Origin of the sequence: Streptomyces noursei (genome assembly GCF_016917755.1) — a bacterium.
GTDB lineage: Bacteria > Actinomycetota > Actinomycetes > Streptomycetales > Streptomycetaceae > Streptomyces > Streptomyces yunnanensis.
On record NZ_CP070326.1, the window covers coordinates 7,613,319 to 7,637,394 of the forward strand.

A 24,076-nucleotide genomic window follows, 5' to 3' on the forward strand; every position below is an offset into this window, starting at 1 on the left:
GTGGGGGGTGGTGGCGTTGCTTCGCCGTCAGCCCGTCATCGAGCCGACGATGACCCTTTCGAGATCGCGCGATGCGACGTCACGCGGGCAGCACACCAGCAGCCGCTGCTGCTTGAGGGCGCCCTCGACGAGTTCGGGCACGTCCTTGACGCTGTAGCCGAAGTCCCCCAGACCTGCGGGTCCTCCGGTGTCCGCCACGATGCTCAGCAGCGTCGCCGGCAGCACGTCCGAACCGTTGGCCGTGGTCACTCCGTTGAGGTTCGCACCGAGCAACTCCGCAGCACGCAGGTGGCGTTCGGGAGAAGTCGGATAGGTGAACTCGAACGCCGCCGCCGCGGTGGAGACGACTGCGGCTCCGTGCGGGACCATGGCGTGGTCGACTTGGTAGCCGTCCGGCCGGTAGTCGCGGACCAGTCCGGCGATGGGATAGGCGCAGGCATGCGGAATGTGGGTTCCGGCGTTGCCGAATCCCATGCCCGCGAAGCTCGCGGCCCGGCTCATTCCCGTACGGGCTTCCAGATCGGCGGGGTTGAGCACGGCCCGTCTGAGGTAGCGGCCCACCAGTTCCAGTGCCTGTTCCGCCCAGATGTCGCTGATCGGGTTGGCGCCGATGTACAGGGGGCGGTCCGCCGGCGTGGGATAGGGCGGGCGCCGGTCGTAGGCGCGTGCGGTGTACGACTCGCAGGCGTGCGTCAGGACGTCGTACCCGGACGAGGCGGTGACGGCCGGGGGCAGTGTCAGGGTGTTCGCCGGGTCGACCAGTGCCAGGGAGGGCAGCAGCCGCGGATCGCTGATCCCGGTTTTGACGTTCAGGTCCGTGACGCCGAGGGCGACCATGGCGGTGCACTCGCTTCCACTGCCGGCCGTGGTGGGCACCGCGATCAGCGGCTTGAGCGGGCCGGGTATCGGGGATCCGGCGCCGATCGGGGCGTTCAGGTAGTCGCGTACCGGGCGACCGGGGTAACTCAACAGCAGGTTCAGCATCTTGGCGGTGTCGATCGAGCTGCCGCCGCCGAGTCCGACGTAGCCGTCGACCTGGAGGGCCGCCAGTTCACGGGCCGCCTCGGCGCAGCTCTCGTCGGTGGGTTCCACCTGGGCCCGGTCGAACAGCGCGACCGAGATCCCCTCCTGCTCGATCTGCTTGGCGATGCGGGCGGGCAGACCGAGGCCGGCCAGGACGGGATCGGTCACCAACAGCACCGAGGTGATGCCGGCCTTGCGCAGTTCGTAGCCGATCTCCCGGCTGGCGCCGACACCGAATTTCAGCGGCGGGGCCTGCCAGCTGATGATACGTTCCTGCTCTGGCGCATTTCCGCCCCACCCGAACGACTCCACGGTTCGCCCCCGCCTTCATTCGCTAGAACTTGGATTTCCGGTCGATCGACAATATTGCGTACAACGACGCATAATGGAATATCTCAGCTGACTTCGGCTAAATTATTGCCGATCATGCTGAATTCGACCGGATGAAGGACATGGTAGACAGTCGATTTCGGTCACGCCATAGGACTCTGGTCCTATGGCTGGATCACCCTGGTGTCACGGTCGACAATCTTGTGGAACAACGATCGGCGCGGCCGGCCGACGGTGCACCGGGGGCCGTGAAAGCCCTTCATCTGTCCACTCCGCGGCGGCAGTTGCACGGTCCGGGAGCGCGGCCCGGATCACGATCGCAGCGCCAAGATTCTCCCCCTGCCGATGTCGGCAAGGGTGGATCCCGGCCATCCGTTCGCACCACGGCAGCAACAGCACGGCATCGACATCGCGATCGTCCACTGCTTGACGAACTGCGCCACGGGGAGGGAGCTCGTGACAACGATTCGCGGCACGCCCTGCTCCCGCTCCCCCACGCCTACCAGGCGCGCCGTACGGCAGTGGCAGGAATTCGGGGTTCCTCGTCAGTGCGGACACTGTTGCGCTCGCCGCTCCTTCCGCACAGTGAGTCGCATGGCACAGAACAACGCGACGAAAGCGTCGGACGGGGCCGGGAAACGGCACGCGGGAGTGCGGCAGGTCTGGCGCGAGTCCCCCACAGCGGTGAAGTCCCTGCTCGCCGGCACCATGATCAACCGGCTGGGCGGCTTCGTGCAGGTCTTCATGGTGCTGTACCTGACCCATCGTGGCTTCTCCGACACCCAGGCAGGTGCGGCGCTCGGTGTGTACGGCGGAGGAGCTGTGCTCGGGACGCTGGTCGGGGGCTGGATGTCCGACAAGCTCGGACCGCGGCTGACGATCGTGTCCACCCTGCTGGGGTCGGCCGTGCTGCTCCCCTGCGTCCTCTATCTGGACAACTACTGGGCCATCCTCGCGGTCATCGGCGTCAGCGGTGCGGCCAGCATGGCCTATCAGCCCGCCTCCACCAGCGTGATCAGCGACCTCACGCCGACCGAGCGGCACGTCATGATCTTCGCCATGGGCCGGCTGGCGATCAACCTCGGCACGACGGCCGCGCCCCTGCTGGGCGCCGCGCTGGTCAAGGTCTCCTGGGACTTCCTGTTCTGGGGCGAGGCACTGGCCGTGGTGATCTTCTCCGCGGTCGCCGCGACCACCCTGCCGCACCGTGCCGCACCGGACACGACCGGGCCGGCGGACGACGGCGCGGGGGACGGCGGGGACGCGCCCAAAGCCTCGTATCTGTCGGTCCTGGCCGACCGCCGCTATCTGCTGTTCCTGCTGGCGATGTTCGTCAGCTCCGTCATCTACATCCAGCACATCTCGGCTCTGCCGCTGACCGTGCAGCACCTGAACATGGGCGTCGAGGTCTACGCCGCGATGATCGCGCTGAACGGCCTTCTCGTCATCGCCTGTGAACTCCTCGTCGCCAAGGTGGTGCAGCGCTGGAAGATCCGCACCGCCGTGATCACCGGTGTGCTGCTGACCGGCGTCGGCATGAGCATGTACGCGCTGCCCTGGGGCGTGGCCGCACTCGTGATCGCCACCCTCGTCTGGTCGCTCGGCGAAATCATCGGCTATCCGTCCCTGTTCTTCGCCTACCCCGCGCAGGCGGGCCCGCCCGGACTGCGCGGACGCTATCTGGGGGCCTCGAACGCGCTGTACGGACTCGGCAGCGCGATCGGCCCGTTCTTCGGAGTGATGATCTGGAACCGCTTCCAGGAAGGGCTCTGGATCGGCTGCGGAATCGTGGGGACGATCGCCGCTGCCGCCGCATGGGGCGGGGTGCGTCCGCCGGCCGACGCGGCGGACAAGGACAGGAACAGCGACAAGGGGGGCGAGGACAAGAGGGGCGAGACCGGCGATACCGAAACGGCCGATGCGGAGATCCGTACGGGAACTTAGGACAGGCGCCGTATCCGCACCAACGGAAGACCGCGCAAGCAGCGGGAACAATCGCAGAAGGGGAAGCAATTAGATGCCACGCCACGTAGTCCTGGTCGACCCCTATTCCGAGGCCGCCGAGTACGCCAACGCCTTTCGGGCGCGGGGGATCGAACCGGTGGCCGTGCTCAGCACACCGGCACCTCTGAAATCGTATCTGCACGGCTGGAAGCCGGAGGCGTTCTACTCGACGCACTTCTACGACGGCGACTTCGCAAAGCTCGCCGGCATCGTGCGCGGCTACGATCCGGTCGCTGTCGTCCCCGGCAACGAGTGCGCGGTCAGGCTCGTGGACGCGCTGATCGAAGAACTGGCGCCCGGAACGGGGAACGTACCCGAGCTTTCCGCGGCACGCCGTGACAAGTGGCCCATGGCCCAGGCCGTGGCGAGCGCGGGTGTTCCGCACCTTCGCACGTTCGCCACCGCGAGCGAGGAGGAGGCCGCCGACTGGTTGCGCCAGAACGGCCTGGAGGGACGGGCACTGGTGCTCAAGCCCCGGTGCAGCGGTGGGACCGACGGGGTGCACAAGGTGGAGGCCGGCGAGGACTGGCGGCCCTCCTTCCGGCGGCTGCTGGGCTCCATCAACATGTTCGACCTGACCAACGACAGCATTCTGATACAGGAGTTCGCCTCGGGAACCGAGTTCGTCGTGGACACCTACTCCGTCGACGGCCAGATGGGGTTGGTGGCGGTGGTCCAGTACAGCAAGTCGGCCAGGGGGAACCGCATCGGGGTGTACGACGCGGAGGACTACCTGCTGCCCAACGATCCGCTGGTCGGCGTTCTGGAGTCCTACACGCGCCAGGTCGCCGATGCGGTCGGCATCCGTACGGGATGCACCCACACCGAGATCATGCTGACCGACGACGGTCCCCGGCTGATCGAGATCGCGGCGCGCCTGGACGGTGGCTGTGCGCAGCAGGCCGCGCGGCTCGCGACCGGAGACTCTCAGATCGACCGCACCGTGCGGCACCATCTGGACTCCGCCTTCACCCCCGGGTTCGAGATCGTGCAGCCCACCCGGGTGGTGTGGCTCTCCGCCGCGAACAGCGGCGCCATGAGCAATGCGGAGGTGCTCGACGCGGCGCGTGAGCTGTCCTCGTTCCAGAAGTTGTCCTGCCGCTACCCCAACGGCTCCCGGGTGCCCAAGACCGAAGACCTCTTCACCACGCTCGGCTGGGTGCTGCTCTCCACCCCCGACCAGGACGTCCTCGACCAGGACACCAAGCGGGTGCGGGAGATCGAGGCCAAGGTGGTGATCGATCCGCGCGGTCGGGCCGGACAGTGACACGGCCGACGGCCCGGTCAGATCGGGGCAGTCCCCCCGACCTGACCGGGCCGTCCGGTCGGCGCTCTACTTCTCGTCCGCGAGCCCGACGAGGGCCTGGTCGAAGACCTCCCGCGCCCGCCGGAACACCCGCCCGCGCCAGTCGGCGTCATCGGGGCGGAACGCGTCGCGGATCAGCCGCTTGAGGTCCGAGCGCACGGCGTCGGCCGGTGCATGGTGCCGGTGCAGCCAGGCGTCGGCGCACAGCGCCAGCAACACCTGGGGCCCCGGCTGGGTTCCGAACTCCAAGGTGATCGCGGTCAGTCGGCTGTCCGCGCCGAGGCCGGCCGCCACGGCGGTCGCCGTGTTGCCGACGATCGGGGTGGAGGAGGAAGTGCCCTGTTCCGAGGCGGTGAGCGCCTCGCCGTACCAGCGCCGGGCCCGCTGGTGGGCGTCCGCGTCGCGACCGCCGCGGAAGATGGGTTCGCCGACACCGCGTGCGCCGAGCCCGGTGTGCAAGTCGATGTAGCCGACGTGGGCCGCGCCGGCCATCTGCTCGGCCACCACCGTCTCGAACACCCGCCGGGACCAGGTCGGCGCCTGCCCGCCGTAGAACAGGCCGTCGGGGTGGCGGTACTGGCCCCGGGTCACGGCCTCCTGGAGGCGCTGCGGGCCGAGCCGGTCGCGCAGCGCGGTGAGGTCGGCGACCAACTCGTCGGGGGCGAACCCGCCGCCCCCGGGCGGCACCAGCGTGTCGTGCACGGCGTCGTAGGCGTCGTTGTGCGGTGGGGCGTCGTGGTCGACGAAGTTGCGGTTGAGGTCGACGTTGTCCTCGTTGACGCGCCGCAGATAGGCGAAGCCGTACGGGTTGAGGCCGTGCACCAGCAGCACGCCGGTCGTGGGCCCCGCGGCGGCCTTCGCGACGCCTTCCCGCAGCAGGATCCGGGTCTGGCAGGCCGACCCGCAAAAGCCCTCGATGCCGTGTGTCCCGGACACCGTCACCAGCAGCTTCACCGGGTCGGCCGGCCCCAGATAGGCGGTGTCGACGCCGAGTTCGCCGCCGTCGGGCCCGCGGTGGCCGGGCAGGACGAAGGTCCTCAGGCGTGCGCCCGCCTCCTGTGCCGCTCCCAGGAAGTCCGCGCGTGCCCGGGAGTAGTCGAGGGGGAAGTCGAGGGGGGTCTCGTCTGACATGCTGCCTCGCGTTCCTGGAGTTCCTGGTGGATGGAGTTCCTGGTGGATGGGGACGGCCGACGGGCCCGGAGCCCCGTAGGGGGGCGCCGGGCCCGGTCGGCCGAGTGGGGCTCAGTGCTGCGCGGAGGGCAGCGGCACCCCGAGGGCCGTGAGGATTGCGTGCGCCCCCGCCTGTGTGGGCACATGCAGCAGGCACAGCACCCGGTCGCCCGGCTCCGTGTGCTCGGCGAAGTACCGGTTGGCATCGGGCACATGGCTCAGCGGCCGCTCCCGGTACAGGTCGAGCGGGCGGCCGATGCCGGGAACGACTCCGCGAGCCGGGTCGAAGGCCGCTCCGGGTGCGAGCGCCTCGGCCACCTCGGCCGCCAGGACCGCCTGGCTGTCGTCCTTGCCCGCGAGGTCCGGGTACATGCTGATGTCCGGATGACCGCTGAACGCCGACATCGCGCAGTGCACCACGGGGTTGTAGGTCTTGAGCGCGATCACCTCGGGGAACGGCCGGCCGTCGGCGAGCAGCCGGGCGAAGTGCGCCGCCCAGCTCTCCTTGAAGACCGCGCCGTTGCGGTACGCGTCGCCCACGAACTGGATCATGATGTGCAGACAGGTCCGCCCCGACGGCAGCTCCGCCCACCGCGAGGTGAGCAGCGCGACAACCCGGTCGCGCTCCCGGTCCACCCCGACGACGACGTAGTCGGCCTGGGTCAGCATGTCGCGGCGGAGCGTGAAGAGCTGGCGGGTGCGCAGCCCCGGCATGGCGAGGACCAGGCCGTCCACGATCCGCTTCTCGGTCTCGGTCGGCAGGTCCCGGCCGGGCGGCAGGGTCAGTATCTCCACTCCCCGCCGCCCGTCCGGCCGCATGGCACGGTCGTCGTCAGCCACCGCCGTCCCCGCTCAGACGTCGGCCGCGGTGGGCAGCGGGATCTGTGCGTCGCTCTTGCCGATCACGGTGAGCTGGTGCAGCTCCACGAAGTACAGCTTCCACAGCCAGTAGATGTGGTTGAGGTGCTCGATGACCTTCTGCTCGTCGGCCTCCGACTTGATGAGCGTGGACAGCACCCGCCACACGAAGTCGTCGTGGTCGTCGTCGAGGTCGGTGTTGACGTGGGCACGGGCGCCCTTGACGTTCTCCTCGCCGAGCACCGTGCCCAGGTTGTCCAGCCACTCGGGCTGGGTGCGGGTGGTGACGTACTCCACGAAGTACACGCTGGTGATCAGCGCCAGCGGGCTGTCCTCGAACTCCATGCCGAACTGGAGGTATCCGGTGAGCAGCTTGGTGGAGAGCAGCGGTTCGGTGGAGTAGATCTGGTCCTTGGTGACCCCGACCTTGGCGAGGTCGGCGGCGAACAGCCGGTCGTGCAGCATCTCGTCGTCGGTGTAGTGCGCCCACGCCTTGGCCTGCACCGGGTCCACCTTGGTGAAGTACTTGATGGCCAGCGCGTCCACGGTCCGCTTGCGGCGCAGCCGCAGGATCGTCTCGATGTTGTGGCGCTTGTAGTAGTCGAGGTTCAGCTCGGCGGAGTTCTTCTGGTGCTGGGCGAACGGGACCGTCTCGTAGAAGTCCTTGATGAAGGTGTCGAGGACCGCGTCGACCTTCTTGCGCAGTTCGGGGTTGGTCGTCATGGCGTGCATTCCTCCTTGGGGTCAGTGGCAGCCGCAGCCGGCGCTGGAGACGCGCTGCATCCGGCCGCGGCGCATCGCCTTGCGGGCGCCGAGCACGGCGGTCCCGTCCGATGTCAGCAGCGAGCTGCGGGGGCAGAGGAAGGCCAGGGCGAAGCGCGTCGCCGGAGTGACGCCCAGTCCGAGGTTCACGACGCCGCCGGTCGCGCCGTACACCTCGTTGGGGCCGCAGTTCGCCGGAATGACCTCCGTGGTGGTGTTGATCCCGAACCCGAGTTCCCAGATGACGCGGTAGCGCGGGTCGTCGGTGAGGAGCTTTTCCAGCTCCGCGGCGGCCGGTGTCGCCGCCGTCGTCTGTGGGGTGACGCCCTCGATGCTGCCGGCGGTGATGTGCAGCGTCACGGGGTTGGCGACGAGCGGCGAGAGCGCTTCGAACAGCCGCTGCTGTTCGGCGCCGTCGGCCGGGTCCTCGTGGCGGTGGACGATGGGCCATCCGCGCAGGGTCAGGTCCCCGTTGAGGCCGAGCAGTCTGGCGTCCGGTGCGAAGGTGGTGATCTCCGCGGCGGTGACGCTCAGCTTCCCCGGCGGGAAGATCTGCTGGTCGCCCGCTTCCAGGAGGCCCGCCTGCTGGTTCCAGACACACTCGCCGAGTCCGTGGTCGAACTCGGCCTCGGTGCCGGAGGTGTCGTCAACGATCGTGAGCCGGGCACTGGCCCCCACCAGGTCGAAGAACTCCTCGGCCGTCCGCGCGTGTTGGCGGGCGTCGGAGCGGGCGGCGGTGCGCAGGAAGTAGCGGATGTGCTCATCGGTCAGCGGCGTGGATCCGGCCGGCAGCACGGCCAGCTTGCGCCCGCCCAGCTCCTGCTCGGTCGGCGAGTCGAGGAACCGCCCGGGGCAGACCGCCAGCACGTGCGCGTCCGCGGGAACGCTCCGCGCGATCAGCTCGCCCAGGCGCGCGCCGGGCGGGAGCTTCAGGTGGAGCACGCGGGAGCACCCGTCTCCGGGAACCAGTGAAAGCGGCTCGCGGTACTGTTCGCTCGTGATCAGGCAGAATGTCTCGGCCGGCTCGCCGAACTGACCGAAGTCGCTTGTCGTGAATTCCAGCGGTGACACGGACGCACTCCCTAGAAAAGACAATGAGAACCCCACGGCGGGGCATGTTTCATGCCCCGCCGTGGGTCGGTACTCAGCCCAGGAGCGTGCCCAGGTAGTTGCGGTTCTTCTGCACCTTGATCTTCTTCATGGCAGTCACCTCCTGTTTGTTTTGTTTTCTTGCGTTCACCCCGACGGTTCGGGCGGTCGTTACCCGCTAGGTAGCGGGAACGACCCGCTCGACGGTGGGGTGGTCCGGGTTGCCGATCACCGGGGCTCCATTACTGGTCAGCACGCGGGTGTCGGGCACGATGATGTCCAGGTGGTATTGGGTGTACGGAGTGAGCCCGAGGCCGAAGTGCAGGCAGCCTTCCGTACCGCCGTACACCTCGTTCATGGCGTGGTTCCCGGGCAGGATGTCGTGCGTGACGTTGAGGGCGTGGCCGATCTCCCACACGATCCGATAGCGGGAGTCCACGGCGAACATCTGCTCCAGCATCGCCACCGCCGGCGCCGCTGCGGCGTCCAGCGCCTCCAGGTGCGTGATCCTGCCGTCCTCGACGGTGGCCTTGATGGCACCCTCGCGCATCGCCCAGAGCTGGGCGTGGATGCGGGCCTGGTCGGTCCGTGAGAAGGAGGGCGTGCCGTTGTGCAGGATCGGGTACCCGCGCAGCGTGATCTCGCCCTCCAGGGGCAGCTTCAGGGCCTCGTCGAACTCCCTGATCTCGACCGGCAACACGCTGATCTCACCGGACGGGACGATCTGCTGGTCGCCCCAGTCCAGCGGTCCGGCCTGCTGGTTCCACACCAGGCCCTCGCGCAGGTGGTCGAGGGTGGCGCGGGTGCCGTGCACCGGGTCCGCGTACACCAAGTGCTCAGAGTCCTCGGCCAGTTCGAAGAACGTGTCGCAGAACGCCGCCTGGTCGGCCGCCGATGTCCGCTCCATCACACCGAGGAAGTGCCGGATCTCGTCGAGGCCGGTGGGCGTCGAGTTGCACGCCATGCCCATGATCTTGCGCTGCCCCACCAGATCGGGATCCGGTGATTCGAAGAACCTGTGGGGAGACACCACCAGCACGTGCGCGGGTTCCGGGATCTTCTTGTCGAGGATTTCCGCGAAGTCGTCTCCCCGGTCCATCGTGATGGTGAGGAACTCCCGGTAGGGAGCCGTCTCGACGACTTCGATCTGGTCGACCAACTCAGAATTCGTGATCAGGCAGAAGCTGCTTCCGGTGGGTTCACCGAACTGGCTGAAACGGCCAGGATCAATTGTTATCTGTGCGGACACGATCACTCCCGTCATGGCCTCTGCATATTTCCTCGACGTGGTCATTACTTTGGCCGACCGCAGAGTCGTTCCGCTATAGGACGATGGTCCCTGCGCCCGCATCCTGTTAAGTGCGTGCCCCGCTCTTTACATGCGCGCGCTGCCGGGTGTATCCACTGCGAGATCTTGCCGCAGGGCTTCCGGAGGGACTGCCGCAGGCCCATCCGTATCGACGCCTGCGGTGCGAAGTGATCGGCGTCGACCGGTTTTCCGGGCGCCTTCTCGGAGGCCGGCCCGGCTGTCCCCGTCCACACGCCGAGCCCCGCACCAATTCCCGGTGCTCAGCATCATCCAGGCATTGCACCGGGATCAAGAGTGTCACTGAACGCCGGGCAGGGCTGTGAAAGCGACCAGGATTGTTCTCCGCCCTGAAGTCGTTGCGCGTCCGTCAGCGCGGGACGGGTGGGGGTGCGGGGCCGGCGCCTGAGGTCGGTGATGCCCGCCGTCAGCCTGCGGTCCGCTCCGGGGGGAAGTCGGCGCCGAGCGTCACCGTCCGCCAGTCGTCGAAGGTGGCTTTGAGGGAGTCGAGCTTGGTGGTGGCGAGGTCGTATGCGGCCTTGCCCAGCAGCAGGCGCAACGGGGGGGCTTCGGGGCGGTGACGGCGTCGATGACGGCCCGGGCGGCGCGCGCCGGATCGCCGGGCTGGTGTCCGTAGGTGGCCAGGGTGCCGGCGCGGCCGCCCGGCGAGGACATGTTCACGATGTGGCCGGCGCGGCGGGCGCGCGTGGCCGGCAGGACGGCCGTGGTGACGTTGACCAGCACGAAGACGTTGGTGCCGAACAAGGCGCGCACCTCGTCGTCCTCGCCTTCCTCGTTGGCGGCGAGGTAGCCGTAGCCGGCGTTGTTGACCAGTACGTCGATCCGCCCGAAGGCAGCCTGCGCCCACATGCGGGCGAAGTCGGGGCTGCGCACCGACAGTTCGCCCACCAGCTTCTGCAGGAGCTGATCGTCCGGGTCGGGGTTGGCGGCCCGCAGCGCCGCCACGCACCCCTGTGCCACGACGTACCAGTCACGGTAGGAGACCCGGGCTGCGGGGTCGAGGAACATCGCCGTGAGCAGACCGGTCTGGCTGCCGAGCCAGGAGAACAGCGCCTCGCCCAGGGAGTTGACGGCCAGCAGGTCGAGGTACCGGCCGTAGACCAAGGCGGGTGTGTCCGCCCAGGCATCCGACAGGGACACGAGTTGGGGGCCGGCGTACTCCCGGGCGGGCCGGGGCCGCCCGGCTCGTGGCGGGTCGACCAACGCGCGCAGGTGGACGGCCTCCTCGTCCTTCAGCAGCAGGGCCGCCGCCAGTGCGCGCAACACCTGGGGCGAAGGGTTGCGTTCACGTCCCTGCTCCGACCGGCGACGCGACGTCGGCCTTCCGGTGCGCCTGACAGTGACGTCCGGCGCCACACGGCGTTGGTCAGTACATGATCGCTGCTGGGCGTACGGTGGGCTGGTTGGCCCTGGTCGGAGTGTTGGCCACCGGGGTGTGTGGGTGTACGACGGTGGAACTACGGCCGCCTGCCATGGCGCGGCCGACGACGGCACCGGGACCAGGACCGGAACCGGTGCCTTCCCCCTCTTGGTCGGCACCGTTCACACCGGGGCCCGGACACGAGTGGGTGGCCAGGGCACCGGAGTCGGACCGGGCCGGCTCCCCGAAACCCGAGGACGAGCAAGCCGCCACGGCGCCGGCAGTTGAGCGCCCGGTGCGGGCCACCGGCAGTCTCCCGGCTGCGCGGACGACGGGCCAGTCGGCGACGCATCCCCGCAGACCGATGCCGCGACCGCAGGCGACTCCGCGCACTCCGACGGGTGTTCACCATCGTCCGGCGCCGAAGCCGCCGTGGCTGCCGTCAACTCCGCCGCGGTGGACGGGACAGCACATGCGACCGCTGTGCCAGGCGGCGGAGGGCCGAGTGCGTCCGGACATCGTGGCGTTGTGCCGAGGTCTGGCGCCGTAGCGGAAGCACACCGTACGCGCCCTGGAGGCTCACGACGCACCGGCGCCGGCCGTGCCCCCTTCCCGGGCCCCCGTGAACCCGGGAAGGGGGGTATCACTGGTACAGCACTATCGAGTTGACCTGGGTGAGCTCCGGCTCCCCAGAGCATCGTGGAACGCTCCCGCCTCCCTCAGCCCGGAATCAGACATTACCGCCGCAAGTCCAGCCTTCTACCGTGACATCCAGAGTCGCCCGCCACGCCCCGGTGTGACACCTTCCGGTCCCCCGGACACCACCGGCGCGACACCACACACCTTCGGCCGATCAGCCCGGCTGCATGGATGCCGGTGGATGCGGTTCATGCGGTTCATGCGGTGGATGCAACGGGCCGGCCGCGCCCTGAAAAGGTAGCGGCGAGAGCAGGGCGGCACGGCCTGACGGGCAACGTTGCCCGTGGATAGGCCCCTCCGGTCATTGCCCCGTCCAGGCCCGACCGACCAGCCTGATGTCCGCTCGGTACGATACGGTCCGGAGGGCGGACATGACAGGACACGACTGGGATGACGACGCCGATTACGCGTCGGCGGTCGGCTGTACGTGGACCCTCGTGGTGGTCACCGTGCTCTGTGTGCTGCTCGTGGCTGGCGCCATCTTTGCCGTTTGCGCGGGGTTCATCGGTTTGAGCGGCGTGCTCGCGATCATCGGTGGCTGACCCGCGCAGCGGAGCAGTGCAGTACGGCGAGCGGGTGGCCTCAAACAGCTGTCTTCGCCCCGCCTGCCAGGCCGATCGACCAGAACGAATGCCCTCAGGAACCCTGCCACCAGTACGGCAAGGGGCAGTTCGGGTGTGCGGTGTGAGACTGCGCCGGTGACCTGGATCAGTCGGCTTCGTTCACACGAACATGCAGCCTTCTCGTCTTCTCGTAGCGGGGATCGCGGCGGCCTTGGGGCTTTGCGTTGTTCCTGCCACGGCCTGTGCCGGTCCGCCCCCGCCCCCGCCCCCGCCCCCGCCCCCGCACGACACGGGTACCAGCGCGTACCTGCAGACGGGCGCAGCCCGCTGCCCCATCCATATCAGGCTGCCCACGTGCCGCGAACTCGAAGGGACGGTCGAGGAAGGCTGCCCCTGTAGTAGTTCGACTCGATCATTCTGAGGGTCATGGCTGACCGGCCGGTCCTGGTCCCGGCCCCGGTACACCCGCGACTCCGACTTGGCCGGTGGCCAAGGCAGTGGGCGCGGCCATCGGCCGCCCCGGAGAGGCAACGTCGTGATCGGCAACGTCGTGAACTGGCGGGGACGTTCGGTCGCCGATCCGGCCTCATCGGGCGACCCGGCCGAGAACGTCAGACTCCCGCACCCCGGGCGATGCGAAACAGTACGTTCGGGCGCAGTGGCCCTTCGGGCGCGGCGGGGTCGTCGAAGTCGTCGGCCGGGTCCCGGGTCATCCCGATCCGGCGCATCACCGCCTGGGAACGGAGGTTGGTCGCCGTGGTCACCGCGAGGATCTCGGGAAGCCCGAGCGTGTCGAAGCCGTAGGCCAGAACCGCCGTCGCGGCCTCGGTGGCGTAGCCCTGGCCCCAGGCCGATCGGGCGAGCCTCCAGCCGATCTCCACTCCGGTGAACGGCATCCCGTCGTCCACCTGGTCCAGACCCGCGAAGCCGATGAACTCGCCCGTGGCCCGCGCCTCAACGGCCCACCATCCATAGCCTCGCTGGTCGAACTCGGCCTGGAACTGCGCCACAGAGGCATCGCTCTGCTCACGGGTGAGCACGTCGCCCAAGTGCTCACGAACCTCGGGGTCGGCGTTCATGGCCGCCCATGGTTCAAGGTCGGCGGCACGCCATCGACGGAGGATGAGGCGATCGGTGAGCAACTCGGTCATGCCGCCCAGCCAACGTGAGTTCTCCGCGCGAAGCAATCCGTTTTCTCAAGGCTCCACCTCCGCCCTCCCCGGCCCTGCCCGTTGGGGGGCGACCGCTCCGGCCACGACCGCACCAAGTGCCGTGGCGGCAGACGGCAGACGGCAGACGAGCCCACCCGTCAGCGTCAGCGAGCCCGGCGGGAGTTGAGCCGGGCGGCCTGGCGCGTCAGGTAGTCGCGCTCGGCGAGGTTGGGTGCCTGGTGGGCCGCCTCGGCGTACAGCTGTGCCGCCCTTGCCAGGTCGCCGTCGCGCTCGTGGAGGTAGGCCGCCACCGCGGCATACCGGGGCAGTGTGGCGTCCAGTGTCGCGAGCGCCGCCAGGCCGGCGCGCGGACCATCGGCCTCGCCGACGGCGACCGCGCGGTTGAGCCGGACGACCGGACTGTCGGTCAGTCGCACGAGCTCGTCGTACCACTCGACGATCTGTACCCAGTCGGTCTCCTCGGCGGTGGGCGCGTCGGCGTGCAGGGCGGCGATGGCCGCCTGCGCCTGGAACTCGCCGAGCCGGTCGCGGGCGAGGGCCGCCTGCAGGATCTCGACGCCTTCGGCGATCGCCCGGGTGTCCCACCGGCCGCGGTCCTGCTCGGCGAGCGGTACCAGGCTGCCGTCGGACGCGGTCCGGGCGGCGCGTCGGGCGTGGTGGAGCAGCATCAGCGCGAGCAGCCCGGCCACCTCCGGGTGGTCGATCGCGGCGGCGAGCTGCCGGGTGAGCCGGATGGCCTCGGCGGCGAGGTCCACGTCGCCGGAGTAGCCCTCGTTGAAGACCAGGTAGAGGACGCGCAGCACGGTGGCGACGTCGCCGGGCCGGTCGAGCCTCACGCCGGAGACGGTGCGCTTGGCCCGGCTGATGCGCTGCGCCATGGTCGCCTCGGGCACCAGGTACGCCTGGGCGATCTGACGTGTGGTCAGGCCGCCGACGGCGCGCAACGTGAGAGCGACCGCCGACGCGGGTGTCAGTGCCGGGTGGGCGCACAGGAAGTAGAGCTGGAGCGTGTCGTCCACCGAGGGCGCGGGTCCGGGGGCCGGCTCCTGGTCGACGTGGTCCTCGCGCCGGCGGCGGGCGGCGTCCGCCCGGGTCGCGTCGAGGTACTTGCGCCAGGCCACGGTGGTCAGCCACCCCTTGGGGTCGCGAATGGGGTCTCCCCTGCTCGAGCGAAGCCGAGAGCTTGAGGAAGGGGCATCGGGCCAGACACGGACCGCCTCGACCAGCGCGTCCTGCACGGCGTCCTCGGCCGCCGCGAAGTCGGCTCCGCGGCGGACGAGGATGCCGAGCACGCTCGGCGTGAGGCTCCGGAGCAGGGCCTCGTTCATCGGGGAGGTCACTCCGTGATGGTGGGCGGCGCGGTCAGGAAGGGACGCACCTCCAGCCACTCGTGGATCGGCTTGCCGCCCGCCCCCGGAGCGGCCGACAGCTCTCCGGCCAGTTCCACGGCGCGCTCGTAGGAGTCGACGTCGATCACCATCCAGCCGGCGATGAGGTCCTTGGTCTCGGCGAACGGTCCGTCGGTGACCGGCGGGCGCCCCTCGCCGTCGTACCGGACCCACGCACCCTCCGGGGCGAGCGCCTGGCCGTCGACGAACTCCCCGGTCTTCTCAAGCCGGGCCGCGAAGTCCTGCATGTACTGCACGTGCGCCGAGATCTCCTGCGGCGTCCACTGGTCCATGGGCACGTCGTTGGCCGGAGCCGGAGCGCCACGGTAGTGCTTGAGCAGCAAGTACTTGGCCATGATGTTTCTCCTCGGTGCTGGTGCGACCCATTGTGGTCGCGTTCACCCCTGGGACGGAGCCGGTCGCGGGTTCTCGACATCGCCGGCCGAATTCTTTTCGGGCTTCCCTGAGGCTTCCATCGGGCATCCGTCCGGCAGCGGAACGACGCGATGGCCGGCGGTTCCGACGGGCCGGGTGCCGGCCGCCGCAACGTGCCGCCTGCCGGACGCGCGGAGGCGCCGGGCCCGCTTCCGGCCCGGGCCGGGAACCGCCCTGTGACGGGCCCCACGACCCGTCGCCCAAACCGTGGGTTACCGTTTTCGGACTTGTCGGACCGTCGCAGAGCCCACGCGGAGAGAACGTTTGACTCCTCACGTCTCAGCCCCTGCACCTTCCGATCCTTCGGGGAGCAGCACCGTGCCCCCTGCCCGTGGCCTGCCCACGCCCCGTGCCGCCGTACGGACGGTGGCGCTGGCGGTCGTGGTGGCGGGCTCGGCGGCGCTGCTGGGCGGGTGCGCGGGGGCCGGTGTGCCCAAGAGCGCGGGGCACGCCGCGCCCATCACCGGTCCGACAGCGTTGTGGCCCGGCAGTAAACCCGCGCCGGAGGCTTCGCCGGCCACGGGAGGCGAAGAGAAACCGCAGCCGCTGACCGCGCTGCCGCGAGTGCCGTCCGGGGACATCCGCAAGGTGTCCGCGGGCTCCGTCCTCCTGGCACAGATCGACTGGGACAAGCGCCACGACCAGTCGGCCTTCGACAAGGACGAGGAGCGCAAGATCCGCGCCTGTGCCGACAAGCCGGGATCGGCCTCCTGCCCGGTGCGAGCCCCCGAGTACCACGATCTGACCGGTGACGGGAAGGACGAGCTGATCCTCGGCGTCCAGAGCGGAAGCAACCTCCTGATCATCTACGCCTACACGGTCAAGGACGGGGTGGTGACCTCGATCCTGGGTTCCACCAGTTCCCCGCAGTCGGTGGAGGTCGCCGACCGCAAGCTGGTGATCCACGAGCCCGGTGACGCGCCCGGCTACGAGAGCCGCACGGTCTACGCCTGGGACCCTCGGCACCAGGTCATGACCATCCAGGACGTGGGCTACGGCCGACGCGCCCCGGCCTCCGCAACCCCTTCGGGCAGGTGAGTCATGCGCACTCCCCAGCCGCGTCCGCCGCGGTGGCTGCATGCCTGGACGGCGACGCTCTATTGGAAGGCCAGCGTCTTCATCACCGTCATGTGCTGCCTGCTCGCCGCGGTGCTCGGCACCCTGGTGCACGTCCTGGTCGACCGGCAGACCCAGGACCGTGCGCGCCACACGGCACTGGCGGAACTGGACCGCAGCATGTCCGCGTACGTCGCCGGGCACCCCCTCGACCGCGACGTCTCGGTGAATCCGCCGGACCTCCCCGCTTCGCTGCGCGCGATGGTCGTACAGCGGCACGAGCGCGGAACCGAGCTCGCCACGCACCAGGGCCACCCCGTGATGTGGGCCGCCACCCCCGTCACCGGCGGAAAGGTGCTCGCGCTCCGGCTGGACTACAGCGAACAGGCGGCGTCCCTGCGCGGCCTGGACGGGGCCATCATCGGCTCCTCCGCCGCCGCGATCGCGCTCACCCTGGCCGCCGGCCTGATCTCCGTCTCCCGCATCACCCGCCGACTGCACCACACCGCCCGCGTCGCCCGGCGCATCAGCACCGGCGATCTCGACGCCCGTGTGAACGACCCCCGTGCCCTGCGCCCCGACCGGGCCCAGGACGAGGCCGCCGCCGTGGCGACCGCCCTCGACGCGATGGCCGCCAGCCTCCAGGCCCGGCTGCACAGCGAACAGCGCTTCACCGCCGACGTCTCCCACGAGCTGCGCACCCCGCTCGCCGGGCTCCACTCCGCGGCCGAGCTGCTGCCGGCCGGTCGCCCGACGGACATGGTGCGCGACCGTGTCCAGGCCCTGCGCGGACTGACCGAGGATCTGCTGGAGATCTCCCGGCTCGACGCCCAGGTCGAGAGCGCCGACCTCGACATCCACCTCTTGGGCCCGCTGGCCGAGCGCGCGGTACGGGCCACCGGAACGACGACAGAGGTCCGCATCGTGCGGGACGGCCCGGTCGAGACCGACCGGCGCAGGCTCGAACGCGTCCTGGGAAACCTCGTCACCAACGCCCACAAACACGGTCGCTCGCCCGTCGTGGTCACCGTCAACGCCCCGGTCATCACCGTGCGCGACCACGGTGACGGCTACCCCGCCTATCTCCTCGACCAGGGTCCCCAGCGCTTCCGGAGCCAGTCGGGCGGATCCGAGGAGGGCAGGCGGACCGGCCACGGTCTCGGTCTGACCATCGCCGCCGGCCAGGCCCACGTCCTCGGAGCCGACCTCCGCTTCTCCAACGCCCCCGACGGCGGGGCCGTCGCCGAACTCCACCTGCCGCCCTCCCCGGAGCAGCTCCCCCACTGACCTTTCGAGTGCGTGCCGAGCGCCGAACGGCAGGCGGGACTTTGCGGACACGACCTAGAGCTGGGGGTCGACGTCCAGCAGTGCAAGGAACGCGGAGGCGGCCGGTGAGAGGGGGAAGCGGCTCCAGACCAGGCGCTCCACGCGGACCGGCCCGCCGATGATCGGCACGGTCCGCAGGCCGTGGAGCTCGGCGGCGAACGCCGCGGGCAGCAGGGCGATGCCCAGTCCGTGGCGGACCATACGGGCCATGAGTTCGACCCCGGACACCTCGAAGGCGACCTCGCGCCGCAGTCCGGCCGCCGCGAACGCCAGGTCCGACTGGGCACGGGCGGCACTGCCGTCGGCGAAGTCCACGAACGCCTCCTCGGCGAGGAGGCTGAGGTCCACCTCGTGTCGCGTGGCCAGTGGGTGGTCCGGGGCGAGCACGGCGACGTGCTGCCCGTGGGCGAGCTCCCGATCGTGGACGCCCTGCGGCCGGAATCCGGGCTGTACGCCGAGAAACGCCGCGTCCAGCCGGCCCTCGCGCACCCGCTCGACGAGCTGCTCGCTGGAACCGGCCCGCAGGCTGATCCGTACCTGGGGGTGGCGGAGGCGGTAGTCCCGCAGCACCGCCGGGAGGTCCACCGCCGCCACCGTGGGTATCGATCCCACGGTCAGCTTGCCCCGTATCTCGCCGGTGGCCGCCGCCACTTCCGCACGAGCCCGTTCGGCCGCTTCCAGCGCCTGGCGGGCAGCGGGCAGAAACGCCTCCCCCGCGGTGGTCGTCCGCACCCGGCGACTGCTCCGCTCGAACAACCTGGCACCCAACTCCTTCTCCAGTCGGGCCACTTGGTGGCTGAGTGCGGACTGGACGACGTGGCACCGCTCGGCGGCACGGGTGAAGCTCGCGGTCTCCGCCACCGCGATGACGTAGCGCATCTGCTGCAGATCCATGGATCCATGATGAAACACGATGGATATTGATGACGAGCATGTGTTGGACCGATGGCTGCCTGCCGGGCGATGCTGAAGTCCACGACGGACCGGGCGGTCGGCAACCAGCAACCAGCGCCCAGTCACCGGCGGCCCGGACCGGACTGGTGCGGTTCGGGACCGTCGACCCGTCATGCCACCACCGGCGCCCCGGCGCCCGAACCCACGGAGACACCCATGCGTGTGATCGCTTTCGACCACCTCGTCCTGAACGTCGCCGACATCGAGCGTTCGCTGGCCTTCTACACCGGTCCGCTGGGGCTGGAACCGGTGCGGGTGGAGGAGTGGCGCGCCGGCAAGGCCCCCTTCCCGTCCGTACGGGTGAGCCCCACCACCCTCATCGACCTCATCAAGGCGTCCGACGAACGACCGCACAGCTCCAACGTCGACCACATCTGCCTGGTGGTCGAACCGCTGGACTGGCAGCAGGTCGTCGATTCCGGCGTCTTCACCGTGCTGGACGGCCCCGGTGAACGCTTCGGTGCCCGCGGCACCGCACTCTCCCTCTACGTACAGGACCCGGACGGCAACACCGTCGAACTGCGCTGGTACCCGCAGGACGCCTGACCTCCATCGCCCATGGCGATTCATCGGACACCCCCGAGGCCAGCACACCGCCGCCAGCGCGCCTACGGATCGGCCGCCGGCGTGCCGCGGCGGCTAACCTGACGGCATGGAAGCAATCCTGGTCAGCGCGTGCCTGCGCGGGGTGCCCTGCCGGTTCGACGGACGTCACAAGGCGTCGTCCGAGATCGAGGAGGCGGTGGCAGGTCGCGATGTCGTCTCCTTCTGCCCGGAGGTCGCGGGCGGACTCGCCACACCTCGACGGCCTGCGGAGCTGGTGGGCGGCGACGGGCACGACGTGCTCGACGGCAGGGCGAGGGTCGTCGAGGACACGGGTCGTGATGTGACGGCACAGTTCGTCGACGGGGCACACCGCGCACTCGCGGCGGCGCGTAACGGCGGCTGCACCGAGGCGCTGCTCATGCCGCGCAGTCCCTCGTGCGGGCGTGGGGCGGTGTACGACGGGTCGTTCGCCGGCGAGCTGGTGCCCGGGGACGGGGTGACGGCGGCACTGTTCGAGCGGAACGGGATCACCGTGCGCCCTGCGCCCGGAGTCTGACGAGGGGCCGGGGCGGGGCGCGGCTGCGACTGCGACGGACGTTGGCCACGCTGCCGCCTCACGCCTCCTCCCCCTCCCCCTCCCCCTCCCCCTCCCCCGACCGCAACCCCACTCCCACCACAACGAGTTGGCCGGGCGAGCGCCACGTCGTCGATATGGTCGCCGGGGTTGCCTCCGACCCGGCTCCAGGATCTCTCTACGGCTCTGCTCGCGTCCGTGGATCAGGGGCGGGTGGCAGCGCGGTGTCGTCGCCGAGGGCCGCGGTGAGCCATGGCCGAAGGACCGTTTCGATCTGCGGCTCGGAAATGTCGGCGAGTGCGTCGAGTTCGAGGAAATGCCGCGCGATGGTGAGGCCGAGAATGCTGCTGACGGTCAGCGCCGCCCGCAGCTCGGCGTCGCCGTCGTCGCTGCTGCGCGCCAGGTTGACAACCCGCTCGTCGAGGAAGTTCTTCATCGCCCTCGTCGCCTCCGGCGCGGTCAGCATCGAGCGTACGAGGGCCCGGGTTTCGGGCGGTAGCTCGCCCAGGCGGACGTCGAGGACCTCGAAGAGGTGTGCGGCGACATCGTCGTCGGTGCTTTCGCGGTCGAGCCGGGCGGCCAGGGCGAAGAGGTCGTTCTTGGAGCCGTAGTGCTGAATGACGAGGGAGGGGTCGACCCCGGCTCGTTGGGCGATGGCGCGCACGGTGGTCCCTTCGAGCCCGCGTTCGCCGAACTCGACCTGTGCGGCTTCGAGGATCCGTTGGGCGGTGGCGGCGCGCTTGGCCGCGCGTGTCGTCGGTTCATCCACGCAATTGACTCTACAACCGTTGAGCGAAGCTGCTAACTTCACTCAACAGAACATGAGCCAACGAGTCGGCGAAGCAACGCGCCACAGGAGCATGATGAGAGTCATCGCGATCGAGGAACACTGGACCACTCCGGGAATCGACCGGGCCTTACGCGCGCAGTCGACACGGTCGCGCGACGAGAGCGTGGCGTTGAACGACCGGGGGGACATCCCCGCGCGTCTGCTCGACATCGGCGACCAGAGGATCGAGGCGATGGACGCGGCAGACATCGACCTGCAGATCCTCTCCATCGCCCCGCCAGGGACCCACGGGCTTCCGCCCCGTGAAGCCATCGCGCTGAGCCGCGAGGCAAATGACCGCGCCAGCGAGGCCGTTGACCGCCATCCGACGCGCCTGAGGGCGATGACGACGTTGCCGATGTCGGATCCGGATGCCGCCGTCGCCGAGCTGCAACGCACCGCGAACGCACCCGCGCATGTCGGGATCATGTCCTACGGCCGCAGCGGCGACCGCCCGTTGGACGATCCCGCGTACGACGAACTGCTCGCGACCGCCGCCAGCATGGGGCAGCCGGTGTTCCTCCATCCCCAGATCCCACCGCATGCGGTCAGGGACGCCTCGTATCGCGGGTTCGACCCGAGCGTCGAGCTCGCGCTCGCCACCTTCGGCTGGGGTTGGCACATCGAAGCGGGACTCGCGGCACTCCGCCTGATCCTGCGCGGCACCTTCGACCGGCACCCGGACCTGCAGATCGTGCTGGAACACTGGGGCGAGATGCTGCTGTTCGCCCTTGATCGGGTCGACAGCCTCTCGAACGTCGCAACCGGCCTCGATCGTCGGGTCGCCGAGTACTTCCGGACCAACATCCACATCGCGACCAGCGGCATGCTGACCCCTCGTCTGCTCCGTCACGCGTTGGACTTCACCAGCATCGACCGGATCCTGCTCTCCGGCGACTACCCCTTCCATCGGCTCGACGCCGCGACGCTCGCCGACTTCCTCGGCACGCTCCCCGACCGCGCGGACCAGCACAAGCTCGCGCATGCCAATGCCCAGGCGCTCTACCGCCTGGACCCCTCCCCGTCCGGATCGGACGAGAAGACGACACCCGTCCTGGAGTAGTGCATGAGCGCGGCGTCGGAGCGCACGACCGTTCTTCTCATCAGGGCGTCCCGTGGCCTGGGCCCGCCTCATCATCGACGAGAGCATCTCCCACCAGTCACCAAACGGTTGACGCCCAACACGGCCGCACCGGCCGGCAGTTCCTCGACTGCCTGGGGCGGACCGTCGCCTGGTGAGAAGCCCGTCCGAGCGCCGCGCCCCGCTCAGCGCGGACCGACTTCGGGGACGGCCTGTTCCGCACCCGGCGAAGGCCGGCTCACCGTGCCTGGCATACAACTTTCGTAGGGTCCGTCCGAGGCGGAAGTAGGCAGTGCTACCCACCGGCACAGGTCCGCGCGACGCATGGCCTACGGTGAGTGTCATGACGGACGACCGAGCGGCGGGTGCCCGACCATGGCACCGCCGGCACCGGCTCGCCGTGGACGTGACGATCGCGGTCGGCTTCGTGCTGTTCGACACCGGTATGACACTGGCCGATGCCACCTGGTGGCCCGACCGCCCCGGCACCCTTGCCTGGGTCATGTTGGGCGTCCAGGCACTCGCCTGCGCCTCGCTCGCCGTCCGCCGCATCGCCCCGCTGACGGTCGTCGGCGTGCTCGGCGCGTTCACGCTCGCGATCTCCCTGCTCAACTCGCCGTTGGGCCTGCTGACATCGGCCCACCAGGGGAACGTATGGGCCCCTGTCTCCACCCTGCTGGCCGCTTACGGCCCGCTCCTCTACCAACAGAACCGCCGTACGGCGTACTTCGCGCTCGCCGCCTTCACCCTCGTCGTCATGCGCCCCTGGGACCCGTCCACCACGAACATGACGATCGGGCTGCTGCGTACGGCGGTCGGGCCGCTGCTCGCGCTGTACTTCGACACCCGCCGCCGGCTGATGCGGGCACTGGTCGAACGCGCCGAACGCGCTGAACGGGAGCGTCATCTGGTGGCCGAGCAGGCCCGCACCGAAGAACGTGCCCGGCTCGCCGGCGAGATGCACGACGTGGTCACCCATCGAGTGAGCCTGATGGTTCTCCAGGCCGGTGCCCTGAAGGTGACCGCACCGGACGAGGCGACCGGGCAAGCGGCGGAGGAGTTGCGCACCGCGGGCTGCCAGGCACTGGAGGAACTGCGGGACCTCGTCGGCATCTTGCGGACCACACCGGAGGGCGACCGGACACCGGCGGTGGCGGACTTCGCCGACCTGGTCGCCGAGTCCGTGGCGGTGGGGATCTCGACCGAGCTGATCGAGGAGGGCGACCCGTCGCTGGCCTCACCGGTGGTCGGGCGCACCGCCTACCACGTGCTGCGCGAGGCGCTGACCAATGTGCGCAAGCACGCTCCGGGCGCCAGGGTGCACGTGCGAGTGAAGTACGACAACACACAGGTGCGTTTGATGGTCCACAACACGCCGCCGACCGGCAGTCCCCGCAGCGCCCTCGCCGAGACCGGCTCCGGTCTGGGCATCGCGCATCTGCGGCGGCGCATCGAGATTGTGCACGGCACGTTACGTGCCGAACCCTGTTCCGACGGCGGGTTCAGCGTCGAGGCGACGCTGCCCGCGTTCGTCCCGACCTCCGAATCGGCGGTGTGAGCGTGGCCCGGGTAGTGGTGGTGGACGACGAGCCCATGGTGTGCGTGTTCCTGCGCACCATTCTCGGCTCTGCCCCGGACGTCGAGGTCGTCGACGAGGCGCACGACGGCGCGGCCGGCATCGAGGCGGTCCGGCGCAGCCGCCCGGACGTCGTCCTGATGGATCTGCGTATGCCGGGCATGGACGGGCTCACCGCGATCGAGCGCATCCATGAACTCGCCGACCCGCCGAACATCGTGGTGCTGACGACCTTCGACGCCGACCAGTACGTGCTGCGGGCGCTGCGGGCCGGAGCGACCGGGTTCCTGGTGAAGTCCACGCCGCCGGAGGAGCTGATCGGTCTGGTGCGGACCGCCGCCCAGGGGCACACCGTCCTGTCGCCCTCTGCCGCCCGCCGGCTCATCGCCGCGTCGACGGACAACCTTTCGGCCCGCGACCGCGCCCGCGAACTGGTCGGCTCGCTGACCGAACGGGAGGTCCAGGTGCTGGCCGGTCTCGGCGAGGGCCTGTCGAACGCGCAGATCGCGGCGCGGCTTTACCTCACCGAGGCAACGATCAAGGGCTATGTCTCGCGGATGCTGGACAAACTGGGCTGCGTCAACCGCACCCAGGCCGGCCTCCTCGCCCACGACGCGGGGATCGTCGGCGCCTAGGTCGTGCGTCACG

22 protein-coding genes are annotated in these 24,076 nt (G+C 69.8%); 10 read left to right on the top strand and 12 right to left on the bottom strand.

Annotation, left to right across the window (positions count from 1 at the left end):
* Positions 1-27: 27 nt before the first annotated feature.
* The gene (locus JNO44_RS33180) at positions 28-1,335 is read right to left on the bottom strand and encodes a hydroxyacid-oxoacid transhydrogenase (protein WP_205367551.1); all 1,308 of its coding nucleotides are present in this window, start codon (positions 1,333-1,335) and stop codon (positions 28-30) included.
* 612 nt (positions 1,336-1,947) lie between these two features.
* Here JNO44_RS33180 and JNO44_RS33185 point away from each other — a divergent pair.
* Together JNO44_RS33185 and JNO44_RS33190 are read left to right on the top strand one after the other, a co-directional pair.
* Complete coding sequence (locus tag JNO44_RS33185; RefSeq protein WP_205367552.1) at positions 1,948-3,297, top strand: MDR family MFS transporter; 1,350 nt, start codon at positions 1,948-1,950, stop codon at positions 3,295-3,297.
* Positions 3,298-3,370: 73 nt separating this feature from the next.
* Positions 3,371-4,624, top strand: coding sequence for an ATP-grasp domain-containing protein (locus JNO44_RS33190; protein WP_205367553.1), 1,254 nt, complete (start codon positions 3,371-3,373; stop codon positions 4,622-4,624).
* Between the two features lie 66 nt (positions 4,625-4,690).
* Here JNO44_RS33190 and JNO44_RS33195 read toward each other — a convergent pair whose 3' ends face one another.
* The 6 genes from JNO44_RS33195 to JNO44_RS43900 form a co-directional block, all read right to left on the bottom strand.
* Complete coding sequence (locus tag JNO44_RS33195; protein ID WP_205367554.1) at positions 4,691-5,794, bottom strand: M14 family metallopeptidase; 1,104 nt, start codon at positions 5,792-5,794, stop codon at positions 4,691-4,693.
* A 111-nt stretch (positions 5,795-5,905) separates the two neighbouring features.
* A complete protein-coding gene (locus JNO44_RS33200) occupies positions 5,906-6,673 on the bottom strand; it encodes a hypothetical protein (protein WP_205367555.1) in 768 nt (255 codons plus the stop codon).
* 12 nt (positions 6,674-6,685) lie between these two features.
* Positions 6,686-7,414 (bottom strand): hypothetical protein, encoded by a 729-nt coding sequence (locus tag JNO44_RS33205; protein WP_235095745.1) that lies wholly within the window; start codon positions 7,412-7,414, stop codon positions 6,686-6,688.
* 21 nt (positions 7,415-7,435) lie between these two features.
* Complete coding sequence (locus tag JNO44_RS33210) at positions 7,436-8,395, bottom strand: hypothetical protein (RefSeq protein WP_205367557.1); 960 nt, start codon at positions 8,393-8,395, stop codon at positions 7,436-7,438.
* A 325-nt stretch (positions 8,396-8,720) separates the two neighbouring features.
* The gene (locus tag JNO44_RS33215; RefSeq protein WP_039628720.1) at positions 8,721-9,806 is read right to left on the bottom strand and encodes a hypothetical protein; all 1,086 of its coding nucleotides are present in this window, start codon (positions 9,804-9,806) and stop codon (positions 8,721-8,723) included.
* Between the two features lie 510 nt (positions 9,807-10,316).
* Entirely contained in the window at positions 10,317-11,135 is an 819-nt protein-coding gene (locus JNO44_RS43900; RefSeq protein ID WP_240167766.1) for an SDR family NAD(P)-dependent oxidoreductase, read from the bottom strand.
* Positions 11,136-12,299: 1,164 nt separating this feature from the next.
* On the opposite strand from JNO44_RS43900, the gene JNO44_RS33230 reads away from it, so the two are divergent.
* On the top strand, positions 12,300-12,470 hold the full coding sequence (locus JNO44_RS33230) for a hypothetical protein (RefSeq protein ID WP_205367558.1): 171 nt from the start codon (positions 12,300-12,302) through the stop codon (positions 12,468-12,470).
* Positions 12,471-13,102: 632 nt separating this feature from the next.
* On the opposite strand, the gene JNO44_RS33235 is transcribed toward JNO44_RS33230, so the two are convergent.
* The 3 genes from JNO44_RS33235 to JNO44_RS33245 form a co-directional block, all read right to left on the bottom strand.
* Entirely contained in the window at positions 13,103-13,642 is a 540-nt protein-coding gene (locus JNO44_RS33235) for a GNAT family N-acetyltransferase (protein WP_205367560.1), read from the bottom strand.
* Between the two features lie 164 nt (positions 13,643-13,806).
* A complete protein-coding gene (locus JNO44_RS33240) occupies positions 13,807-14,991 on the bottom strand; it encodes an RNA polymerase sigma factor (RefSeq protein ID WP_205370975.1) in 1,185 nt (394 codons plus the stop codon).
* Between the two features lie 8 nt (positions 14,992-14,999).
* Positions 15,000-15,407, bottom strand: coding sequence for a YciI family protein (locus JNO44_RS33245; RefSeq protein ID WP_039628725.1), 408 nt, complete (start codon positions 15,405-15,407; stop codon positions 15,000-15,002).
* A 397-nt stretch (positions 15,408-15,804) separates the two neighbouring features.
* Between JNO44_RS33245 and JNO44_RS33250 the strand changes: the two genes are divergently transcribed.
* Together JNO44_RS33250 and JNO44_RS33255 are read left to right on the top strand one after the other, a co-directional pair.
* Entirely contained in the window at positions 15,805-16,524 is a 720-nt protein-coding gene (locus tag JNO44_RS33250) for a hypothetical protein (protein ID WP_205367562.1), read from the top strand.
* A 3-nt stretch (positions 16,525-16,527) separates the two neighbouring features.
* Positions 16,528-17,829: a sensor histidine kinase gene (locus tag JNO44_RS33255; protein ID WP_205367564.1), complete on the top strand. Its 1,302-nt coding sequence runs from the start codon at positions 16,528-16,530 to the stop codon at positions 17,827-17,829.
* 54 nt (positions 17,830-17,883) lie between these two features.
* Here the strand turns inward: JNO44_RS33255 and JNO44_RS33260 are convergent, their stop codons facing one another.
* Complete coding sequence (locus JNO44_RS33260; RefSeq protein ID WP_205367567.1) at positions 17,884-18,762, bottom strand: LysR family transcriptional regulator; 879 nt, start codon at positions 18,760-18,762, stop codon at positions 17,884-17,886.
* 216 nt (positions 18,763-18,978) lie between these two features.
* Between JNO44_RS33260 and JNO44_RS33265 the strand changes: the two genes are divergently transcribed.
* Positions 18,979-19,368, top strand: a complete 390-nt coding sequence (locus JNO44_RS33265; protein ID WP_189861440.1) for a VOC family protein — start codon at positions 18,979-18,981, stop codon at positions 19,366-19,368.
* A gap of 106 nt (positions 19,369-19,474) precedes the next feature.
* Positions 19,475-19,924, top strand: coding sequence for a 2-thiouracil desulfurase family protein (locus JNO44_RS33270; RefSeq protein ID WP_205367569.1), 450 nt, complete (start codon positions 19,475-19,477; stop codon positions 19,922-19,924).
* A 196-nt stretch (positions 19,925-20,120) separates the two neighbouring features.
* On the opposite strand, the gene JNO44_RS33275 is transcribed toward JNO44_RS33270, so the two are convergent.
* A complete protein-coding gene (locus JNO44_RS33275; protein WP_205367571.1) occupies positions 20,121-20,711 on the bottom strand; it encodes a TetR/AcrR family transcriptional regulator in 591 nt (196 codons plus the stop codon).
* Between the two features lie 94 nt (positions 20,712-20,805).
* Between JNO44_RS33275 and JNO44_RS33280 the strand changes: the two genes are divergently transcribed.
* The 3 genes from JNO44_RS33280 (at position 20,806) to JNO44_RS33290 (ending at position 24,063) form a co-directional block, all read left to right on the top strand.
* On the top strand, positions 20,806-21,834 hold the full coding sequence (locus JNO44_RS33280) for an amidohydrolase family protein (protein ID WP_205367572.1): 1,029 nt from the start codon (positions 20,806-20,808) through the stop codon (positions 21,832-21,834).
* Between the two features lie 361 nt (positions 21,835-22,195).
* Positions 22,196-23,410 (top strand): sensor histidine kinase, encoded by a 1,215-nt coding sequence (locus JNO44_RS33285; protein ID WP_205367573.1) that lies wholly within the window; start codon positions 22,196-22,198, stop codon positions 23,408-23,410.
* Positions 23,407-24,063, top strand: coding sequence for a response regulator (locus JNO44_RS33290; RefSeq protein ID WP_443033120.1), 657 nt, complete (start codon positions 23,407-23,409; stop codon positions 24,061-24,063). The genes JNO44_RS33285 and JNO44_RS33290 overlap by 4 nt, the downstream gene beginning before the upstream one ends.
* The last annotated feature ends 13 nt before the right edge of the window (positions 24,064-24,076 follow it).

Coding starts and splice junctions, on each gene's coding strand:
- JNO44_RS33190 (WP_205367553.1), top strand. CDS start 3,371: ATGCCACGCCACGTAGTCCTGGTCGACCCCTATTCCGAGGCCGCCGAG.
- JNO44_RS33230 (WP_205367558.1), top strand. CDS start 12,300: ATGACAGGACACGACTGGGATGACGACGCCGATTACGCGTCGGCGGTC.
- JNO44_RS33195 (WP_205367554.1), bottom strand. CDS start 5,794: ATGTCAGACGAGACCCCCCTCGACTTCCCCCTCGACTACTCCCGGGCA.
- JNO44_RS33260 (WP_205367567.1), bottom strand. CDS start 18,762: ATGGATCTGCAGCAGATGCGCTACGTCATCGCGGTGGCGGAGACCGCG.
- JNO44_RS33255 (WP_205367564.1), top strand. CDS start 16,528: ATGCGCACTCCCCAGCCGCGTCCGCCGCGGTGGCTGCATGCCTGGACG.
- JNO44_RS33240 (WP_205370975.1), bottom strand. CDS start 14,991: ATGAACGAGGCCCTGCTCCGGAGCCTCACGCCGAGCGTGCTCGGCATC.
- JNO44_RS33235 (WP_205367560.1), bottom strand. CDS start 13,642: ATGACCGAGTTGCTCACCGATCGCCTCATCCTCCGTCGATGGCGTGCC.
- JNO44_RS33265 (WP_189861440.1), top strand. CDS start 18,979: ATGCGTGTGATCGCTTTCGACCACCTCGTCCTGAACGTCGCCGACATC.
- JNO44_RS33245 (WP_039628725.1), bottom strand. CDS start 15,407: ATGGCCAAGTACTTGCTGCTCAAGCACTACCGTGGCGCTCCGGCTCCG.
- JNO44_RS33205 (WP_235095745.1), bottom strand. CDS start 7,414: ATGACGACCAACCCCGAACTGCGCAAGAAGGTCGACGCGGTCCTCGAC.
- JNO44_RS33215 (WP_039628720.1), bottom strand. CDS start 9,806: ATGACGGGAGTGATCGTGTCCGCACAGATAACAATTGATCCTGGCCGT.
- JNO44_RS33280 (WP_205367572.1), top strand. CDS start 20,806: ATGAGAGTCATCGCGATCGAGGAACACTGGACCACTCCGGGAATCGAC.
- JNO44_RS33270 (WP_205367569.1), top strand. CDS start 19,475: ATGGAAGCAATCCTGGTCAGCGCGTGCCTGCGCGGGGTGCCCTGCCGG.
- JNO44_RS33185 (WP_205367552.1), top strand. CDS start 1,948: ATGGCACAGAACAACGCGACGAAAGCGTCGGACGGGGCCGGGAAACGG.
- JNO44_RS33285 (WP_205367573.1), top strand. CDS start 22,196: ATGACGGACGACCGAGCGGCGGGTGCCCGACCATGGCACCGCCGGCAC.